Origin of the sequence: Paenibacillus sp. TAF43_2, from assembly GCF_052113545.1 — a bacterium.
Lineage (GTDB): Bacteria > Bacillota > Bacilli > Paenibacillales > Paenibacillaceae > Pristimantibacillus.
The window spans coordinates 1-7,735 of record NZ_JBFRDK010000277.1 but is presented as its reverse complement, the minus strand read 5'-3'; the positions used below and the strand labels follow the sequence as shown (position 1 = coordinate 7,735).

Below are 7,735 nucleotides of genomic sequence, written 5' to 3'. Positions count from 1 at the left end.
ACATTAATGTTAAGTAGTTCCACGAATTCGTAGTAAAGCATATAAATATTTAAAGAAACGTATTGCCTAACGATCAAATCTGCATTATTATGTTAGATAACCTTACACAAAGAAAGTAAATGCCTGCATTGTCTTTCCGTTTGTAGGATGACGGTGATGCTGCAATTTATAAAGGCAGAATATTTGGTAAATTTAACATACTAGCACTTGAGGCATGAGGGGGAATTTTTGAATGACAACTATACTTATTCGGAACGCAGTAGTTATGACTATGAACCACGACAATCAGATTTTCACAGGTGATGTCTTAATAGAGGGAAGCCGAATTGCCCAAATGGGCGAACGGTTGGACACACAGAATGTTGATCGTGTTATTGAAGCAGGCGGAAAAGTGCTGCTGCCCGGGTTTGTACAAACGCATATCCATTTATGCCAAACGCTGTTTCGAGGGAGGGCTGATGATTTATCGCTCATTGAATGGTTGAAGGAAAAAATCTGGCCACTTGAGGCTGCTCATAGTGAGGATTCTGTTTACTACTCAGCCATGCTCGGGATTGGCGAACTGATTCGCAGCGGTACAACGACTATTCTGGATATGGAGACGGTTCATTATACAGAATCGGCTTTCCAAGCCATTAAAGAAAGCGGCATTCGAGCACTCTCTGGAAAAGTGATGATGGATCATGGTACGGAGGTGCCGCTTGCTCTGCAGGAAAATACTCAAAAATCGCTGCAGGACAGTGTGGATCTTCTCGAAAAATGGCATGGTGCCGAAAATGGGAGAATTCAATATGCCTTTTGCCCGCGTTTTGTTGTTTCATGTACCGAGGAATTGCTTATTGGGGTTCGTGACTTGTCTGCCAAGTATGGCGTAATGGTGCACACGCATGCATCGGAAAACCAAGGCGAAATTGCAATGGTTGAGGCGGAACGCGGAATGAGAAATGTCGTCTATCTCGATCATATTGGACTTGCGAAGCCGAATCTTATTTTGGCACATAGCATTTGGTTAGATGAGGAGGAAAAAAGAATTATACGGGAGAGGGGAGTCAAGATTACTCATTGTCCGGGCTCTAATATGAAGCTTGCGTCAGGCGTTGCAGAAATTCCGCATCTTCTTGAGCAAGGGATTGATATTGGCATTGGTGCGGATGGCGCGCCTTGCAACAATAATTTGGATATGTTTCAGGAGATGCGCTTAACCGCTTATATGCAAAAGGTGAAGCATGGTCCTACGATTATGAATGCAAAAACGGTGCTGCGGATGGCGACGATGGGCGGAGCGAAGGTGCTTGGCTTAGAAAATGAGATTGGCAGTATTGAGACTGGTAAACTCGCAGATTTGCAGCTGCTTGATTTGGAGGATTTCCATGTGTATCCATCATTTGATGCGGATTGGTATTCAAGAGTTGTTTATGCGGCGACAAGAGGCGATGTTGATACCGTTCTTATTGATGGGCAAGTGGTCATGGAAAACAAGATCGTGAGAACGGTTGATAAAAAAGTTGTCTTAAAGGAAGCGGATCGCTCACTCAAAAAATTGATCGCTCGATTGTAGCTGATAGGTTGAAGGCTAAGCTAATGATTACGCTGCGAGGGCTAAATGCACTAATGCTAATGGAGGGATAGCGGATGGATATGCATGATGTATTGGAATCGTTGAAGGCAAGCGACGAGCCGAGTGTGCTCGCTACCATTGTATGTGTTGAGGGTCATTCCTATCGTAAGACCGGAGCGTCGATGTTGTTCAGCTTCAGCGGTGATCAGATTGGATCTGTTAGTCCTGGCTGCTTGGAGCAAGATTTGTTAGAAAGGGCGGCGGGGGTATGGGATTCCGGTCAATTCATTTGTGTCGATTATAATATGAAGCCTGAAGAGGATGCTATATGGGGTGAGAGTGTGGGCTGCGGCGGCGAAATTCGCATGTTGCTGGAGCCTGTGGAAGGACGATTGCGGGCGATTTTGCTTGAAGCGAAAGCAAAAAATGATGCCGGCATTTCCGTTAAGCTAATGCGAAGCTGGGATGAGAAAGAAATCAGCTACTCGCTTATTGATAACCTTGGCGATCACTCACTGGTGGACTATGAAGATGAACTGAACAACAATTCCAATCAAATGACGCTCGTAATTACGCCTAGACCTCGTTTGGTGTTATTCGGGCTAGGAAAAGACGCTGAAGCTATCTATTCGTTAGCGATACAAATTGGCTTTCGTGTTATAGCAGCTGATTGGCGGCTGGCGTTATGTACGAAGGAAAGGTTTCCACACGCCGAATGTGTGATTGGATCTCCCGTACAAATAATGGAGCAGGTGCAACTCCGTCCAAATGATTATTTAATCGTATGCAGCCATAATTTGTCTCAGGATAAGGACATGATTAGGCTTGCATTGCCTCTAAAGCTTGTTTACATCGGCGTTCTTGGTTCAAAGAAGCGGATACGGATGCTGTTTGAGACCTTTCTCATTCCATCCAATGTACACGCTCCGATAGGTCTCTCGATTCATGCAGATGGACCGTATGAAATAGCTGTCAGCGTTGCGGCTGAATTAATTGCCATACGTGCAGCAAGGAAAGAGAGCCTGAGCCAGGAGGGGAGCAAACATGCGAATATCAGCCCTTTATTTAGCAGCAGGACAGAGCATGCGTATGGGAGTTCGAAAGCAATCGCTCGAGCTGTCGAAGAACAAGCCGCTGGCACGGATGGGGCTGCTGGCTCTGTTGTCCAGCGATCTTCATGAGATCAAGGTTGTTGTTAATCCCGAAGATTCAAATGATTGGATCCAGGCAGAGGATAGTGCTGTAAGTGCTGCTCATCATTTTCAGTCTAGCGGTGTCACTGTGATTGAATGTGCGGATGCGCAGAAGGGAATGTCCTATTCGATCCGCTGCGGCCTTGAAGCGCTCTTGAGAGAGGGAGCTGCGCTTGATGCAGTTGTGGTTGTACTCGCTGATCAACCCTTTATTACTTCCGGAATGATTAATAGGCTTATCCGCTGCTGGAGTGAGCGTCCGGAGCTGGACTTTGTCGCAACCGCTGTGCATGAAGCGAATGAAGGGGAAATTGTTCTAATGCCTCCGGCGATATTATCCCGCTCCATGTTCGATTCTTTATTCCAATTAAAGGGCGATGCTGGAGCTCGTAAGCTGTTCGGATCAACTGAATTTCAAGGCTATGGGCTGCTGGCGTTAGATCGTGAGACATTATTTGACGTAGATACGCCAGCTGATTTTGCTTTAGCTAAAAAACGATATTTGGGTTTGTCAAAAGAGTGTTAGAAGTAAATATGTGAGTATATATAACATTAAGTTCATTAGAATTGTGCGAATTGCACAAAAAGAGATGAATAAACCCGATTAAAAAATACATGTTACATATATTGACATGTAGTTAACGTGGGCATATATTGAAATTACGTTATTAATCTCATCTGTAACGAGCGAAAGTGACAGCAGCTGATCATGGCAGGCATCACAGAACATTTCGCAGCAAGAGGCGGTAAATACAGAAGCAATAAGGCACCTTGTCCTCTTTTTTTAAAAAAATAGAGAGTCGGGGAGGAACAGTATGAAATCGTCTAAAAAAGCATTTTTCTCAAGTTTAGCACTTTTTTTAACGCTCGTATTGATCATTAGTGGCTGTTCAAGCAACAAAACAAACAAGGTTGATGAAGGTGCAGGGAAAGCGACGGAAGCGCCAAAGAGTGATGCAGCAACGGATGAACCTGCTAAGCTGCCACGGGTTGCATTCGTATATATCGGCCCCCCTGGTGATGGCGGTTGGACGTTCGAGCATGACAAGGGAAGATTGTACATGGAGGAAAAGCTTGGCATAAAAGCAGATACGGTTGAGAACGTACCTGAGAGTGCAGATGCGGAACGAATCATTACAGAGCTGGCGCAAAACCATGATGTCATCTTCACGACTAGCTTCGGTTATATGGATTACACCTTAAATGTAGCGAAGAAATTTCCGAACGTGAAGTTCCTTCATACCGCAGGCTACAAAACCAATGACAATATGGGCACATTTTTCGGTAAAAATTTTGATGCGAGTTACTTAAGCGGCATTGCAGCCGGCAAAATGACGAAAAAAAATGTAATCGGATATGTTGGCGCATTCCCGATTCCAGAGGTCATTTATAACATAAACGCCTTCACGCTTGGCGTACAAAGCGTAAATCCAGATGCTAAAGTAAGCGTTGTGTGGACGAATACTTGGTTTGATCCAACAACGGAGCGTCAAGCAGCAGTAAGTCTCCTTGATAAAGGCGCAGATGTGCTGCTCGCATATCAAGATTCGCCGGCAACACTGCAAGCAGCAGCAGAACGTGGTGCAATGGCTGGTGGTAATGACTCTGATATGACAAGGTTTGCGCCTGAAGCGTATTTGACGAACCCGATATGGAACTGGGGACCTTATTATACAAAAACGGTTCAATCGATTATCGACGGTACTTGGAAAAGCGAGCAATATTCTGGATCATTATCTGACGGAATGGTCGATATAGCGCCACTTGGTCCTAGTGTGCCAGAGGATGTTAAAACGTTAGTAAGTGATGCGAAAGCAAAGCTGATAAGCGGAGAGCTTAATGTATTTACAGGACCGATTACGGATGCTTCCGGTGCAGTGAAGGTTGAAGCTGGAAAGACGCTGACGCTTGAAGACATTTTGGTTATGGATTGGTTCGTAAAAGGCGTCGACGGCACGATCCCGAAATAAACATCTTTGCAAATATAGAGAAGTCAACAAATCCCTGAATTAAGGGATTTGTTGATTTATTCAACGCATTTCAAGTTTGCTTCACAAACGTTGAAGGAAGTGATGTTATGCATAAGAAGTATTCGGTGGAGATGCGCCAAATCGTGAAGCATTTTGGTACGGTCGTTGCAAATGATGGAGTTGATTTCCGTGCAAAGCCCGGACAAATTCATGCGCTCTTAGGTGAGAACGGTGCGGGCAAAAGCACGATGATGTGTATGCTCTCGGGGGTATACAGGCCGACCAGCGGAGAAATCTTCTTAAATGGGGAGCTCACGAGAATTCGTTCCCCTAAGGATGCGATGAAGCTTGGCATAGGCATGGTCTTTCAAAACTGAAATCGTTAAGACGCTTTATCGCGGCGCGAACCTTATTATTTTGGATGAGCCAACCTCAGTGCTTACGCCTGGTGAAGCGGAGCAGCTGTTCGCAACGCTGCAGCATATGAAGGCTGAAGGCAAAACGGTCATACTGACAACGCACAAACTGAAGGAGGTTATGGCTGCTTCCGACCATATATCCGTTATGCGCAAAGGAAAGCTTATTCATTCGATGGAGAAATCCGCGACGAATGAACACGATCTTGCGAAGCTTATGGTCGGCAAAGATATCCGCGAAAGCCGTCCATTCCTTCCTAGGCCGCAAGGGAAACGATTGCTTGACCTGCAGCAGGTTGACGTATACGCAGATCATGGGAAAAAGGTGCTTGATCATATTAAGCTGCATGTTAATGAAGGAGAAATCGTCGGAGTGGCTGGCGTAGCTGGTAATGGTCAGAAGGAACTCGCCGAAGTGCTTAGCGGTCTTCGAGCGTGGAAACGTGGAATGATCCATTTTAACGGTAAGGAATTGCAAAATGGTTCAGTAAGGGGAGCTATTGAGTCGGGTATCGCTCATGTTCCGGAGAACCGAATGAAGAGCGGCTTAGCCGGAAGCCTTGGCATCGTTGATAATTTGCTGTTCAAATCGTATCGGACCAAGGAGCGTTCCTGCTTCGGATTTCTGCGAATTGGTGTGAATCGAAAGTGGTCGCAAGATTTGGTCGAGCAATTTGATGTTAAAACGCCTGGACTCGATACGCCGGTTCAGCATTTGTCAGGCGGCAATCAGCAAAAACTGTTATTTGCACGAGAGGTACATCAGCAGCCACTGCTTATGGTAGCTGTCCATCCAACGCAAGGACTCGACGTTGGCGCAACAGAAGGCGTTCATCGACTGTTGACTGAAATGCGCGATGATGGCAAAAGTGTGTTGCTCATTTCAGAGGATTTAGATGAGGTTATGCAGCTTTCTGATCGTATTCTCGTCATTTACAACGGACAGATCATTGGTGAAATGGCGCGTGCTGAAGCGGATCGAGAGAAAATCGGAATGTATATGGCGGGGCTCCTGAGCGCAGAGGAGGAAGCGGGGTGAGCAAACAAAAAACAAGTTTACTCAAAGACGGAACGCTTGCTGTTGAAGCTGTTCGGGAGCCAAACCGCTGGAGCTTGCAATCATATCGCATTGAAATTGACAGCACCAAAAAAGGCGGCTCGTGGTGGATACCTCTCGTGTCGGTGCTGCTTGCTTTAGTCGTATGCGGCATATTCATTGCAGCAAATGGGATAAACCCGCTTCCTGTCTACAAAAAAATGTTCACAGGCGCTTTCGGCACCTCTTACGGTTTGACAGAAACGCTTGTCAAAACGATTCCGCTGCTGCTATGCGGGCTTGGCGTAGCGATAGCTTACCGAATATCCGTGTGGAATATCGGTGCAGAAGGACAGTTTGCTGCAGGGGCAATGGCCGCTACTGCGATGACGATTTATTTTCCGAATATGCCAAGTATTCTCGTTATTCCCGTTATGATCGTATTCAGTATCATTGCCGGCGGTATTTGGGGGTTGTTAACCGCTATTCCTCGGACTTTTTTTCAAGTGAATGAATTGGTCACTTCGCTAATGCTCAATTACGTTGCGCTGCTTGCTATGGATTATTTTGTGTTCGGACCTTGGAAAGATCCGAAGGGCATGAATTTCCCAGGAACGCCGATGTTTACAGAAGCACAGTCGCTGCCTGTTCTAGGTGATACAAGGCTGCATCTCGGTTTATTGTTTGGCATAATCGCTATTGTGCTGTATGGCTTCTTCATTAAATATACACGCTGGGGCTACGAGCTTAGGCTAATTGGTGCTAATCCCGAAGCTGCTAAAAATGCGGGCATTAAACTCAGCAGACATATTTTGCTCGTCATGCTTATAAGCGGTGGACTGGCTGGACTTGCTGGAATGGCCGAGGTCTCAGGAGTAACGCATCGCCTTATGTATGGCATTTCGCCTGGTTATGGCTATACCGCAATTATCGTGGCATGGCTTGCTAAATTACATCCCATTGGTCTTGTCGTCTCCGCGTTTTTGTTTGGAGGGCTTATTGTAGGGGGGTACAGCGTGCAAACGATTGGACTTCCTTCCTCGATATCCGAAATGCTGCAGGGCGCTATCTTGTTTTTTCTCATTGCAGGGGGCACAATCAGTAAATTTCGCCTACGAAAAATCCGCTGAAAAGGAGAGTCTGAGCCATGGAAATTGTATATCAAATGCTGCTTGCCGCCATTTCCTCCGGTACTCCGTTACTATTTGCGACACTAGGCGGCATCTTGATTGAGAGATCGGGCATTATTCAGCTAGGTGCCGAGGGGCTCATGCTGATGGGCGCTGTTACGGCCTGTCTGACCTTTCTGCAAACGGGCAGTTTAACGGTCACGCTGCTCGCCGTATGCGGAATTAGTATTTTGTTAGGCGGCATTCATGCCTTTCTTAGTGTATCCCTTCGGGCAAATCAAATTGTATGCGGCCTTGCAATGACCTTGTTTGGAGCGGGGTTAAGCGCTTATCTAGGCAAATCGGTTAGTGGACTTCCTGTACCAAGAGCAGTGCCAAAGCTGGATATGGCGTGGCTAGAAGGTGTTCCGTTTATTGGCCGTATCTTTGCTC

General features: G+C 46.1%; 8 protein-coding genes. All 8 read left to right on the top strand.

All coding sequences use genetic code 11. From position 1 onward, the window contains the following. Window positions 1-232 precede the first annotated feature (232 nt). The gene (locus AB4Z17_RS31765) at window positions 233-1,558 is read left to right on the top strand and encodes a 5'-deoxyadenosine deaminase (RefSeq protein ID WP_441964288.1); all 1,326 of its coding nucleotides are present in this window, start codon (window positions 233-235) and stop codon (window positions 1,556-1,558) included. 74 nt (window positions 1,559-1,632) lie between these two features. Next, window positions 1,633-2,739: an XdhC family protein gene (locus AB4Z17_RS31760; RefSeq protein WP_441964286.1), complete on the top strand. Its 1,107-nt coding sequence runs from the start codon at window positions 1,633-1,635 to the stop codon at window positions 2,737-2,739. Further along, window positions 2,642-3,277, top strand: a complete 636-nt coding sequence (locus AB4Z17_RS31755) for a nucleotidyltransferase family protein (RefSeq protein WP_441964284.1) — start codon at window positions 2,642-2,644, stop codon at window positions 3,275-3,277. Before AB4Z17_RS31760 ends, AB4Z17_RS31755 begins: the two co-directional genes overlap by 98 nt. A 289-nt stretch (window positions 3,278-3,566) precedes the next feature. Continuing rightward, window positions 3,567-4,721, top strand: coding sequence for a BMP family ABC transporter substrate-binding protein (locus AB4Z17_RS31750; RefSeq protein WP_441907781.1), 1,155 nt, complete (start codon window positions 3,567-3,569; stop codon window positions 4,719-4,721). Window positions 4,722-4,828: 107 nt separating this feature from the next. Beyond that, on the top strand, window positions 4,829-5,098 hold the full coding sequence (locus AB4Z17_RS31745) for an ATP-binding cassette domain-containing protein (RefSeq protein ID WP_441964283.1): 270 nt from the start codon (window positions 4,829-4,831) through the stop codon (window positions 5,096-5,098). A 40-nt stretch (window positions 5,099-5,138) separates the two neighbouring features. Beyond that, complete coding sequence (locus AB4Z17_RS31740) at window positions 5,139-6,176, top strand: ABC transporter ATP-binding protein (protein WP_441964281.1); 1,038 nt, start codon at window positions 5,139-5,141, stop codon at window positions 6,174-6,176. A gap of 74 nt (window positions 6,177-6,250) precedes the next feature. Then, window positions 6,251-7,303: an ABC transporter permease gene (locus AB4Z17_RS31735; RefSeq protein WP_441964290.1), complete on the top strand. Its 1,053-nt coding sequence runs from the start codon at window positions 6,251-6,253 to the stop codon at window positions 7,301-7,303. Between the two features lie 17 nt (window positions 7,304-7,320). Next, window positions 7,321-7,735, top strand: a 415-nt coding sequence (locus AB4Z17_RS31730; protein WP_441964279.1) for an ABC transporter permease subunit, incomplete at its 3' end; no start/stop codon positions are given.

Coding starts and splice junctions, on each gene's coding strand:
- AB4Z17_RS31765 (WP_441964288.1), top strand. CDS start 233: ATGACAACTATACTTATTCGGAACGCAGTAGTTATGACTATGAACCAC.
- AB4Z17_RS31760 (WP_441964286.1), top strand. CDS start 1,633: ATGGATATGCATGATGTATTGGAATCGTTGAAGGCAAGCGACGAGCCG.
- AB4Z17_RS31755 (WP_441964284.1), top strand. CDS start 2,642: ATGCGTATGGGAGTTCGAAAGCAATCGCTCGAGCTGTCGAAGAACAAG.
- AB4Z17_RS31750 (WP_441907781.1), top strand. CDS start 3,567: ATGAAATCGTCTAAAAAAGCATTTTTCTCAAGTTTAGCACTTTTTTTA.
- AB4Z17_RS31745 (WP_441964283.1), top strand. CDS start 4,829: ATGCATAAGAAGTATTCGGTGGAGATGCGCCAAATCGTGAAGCATTTT.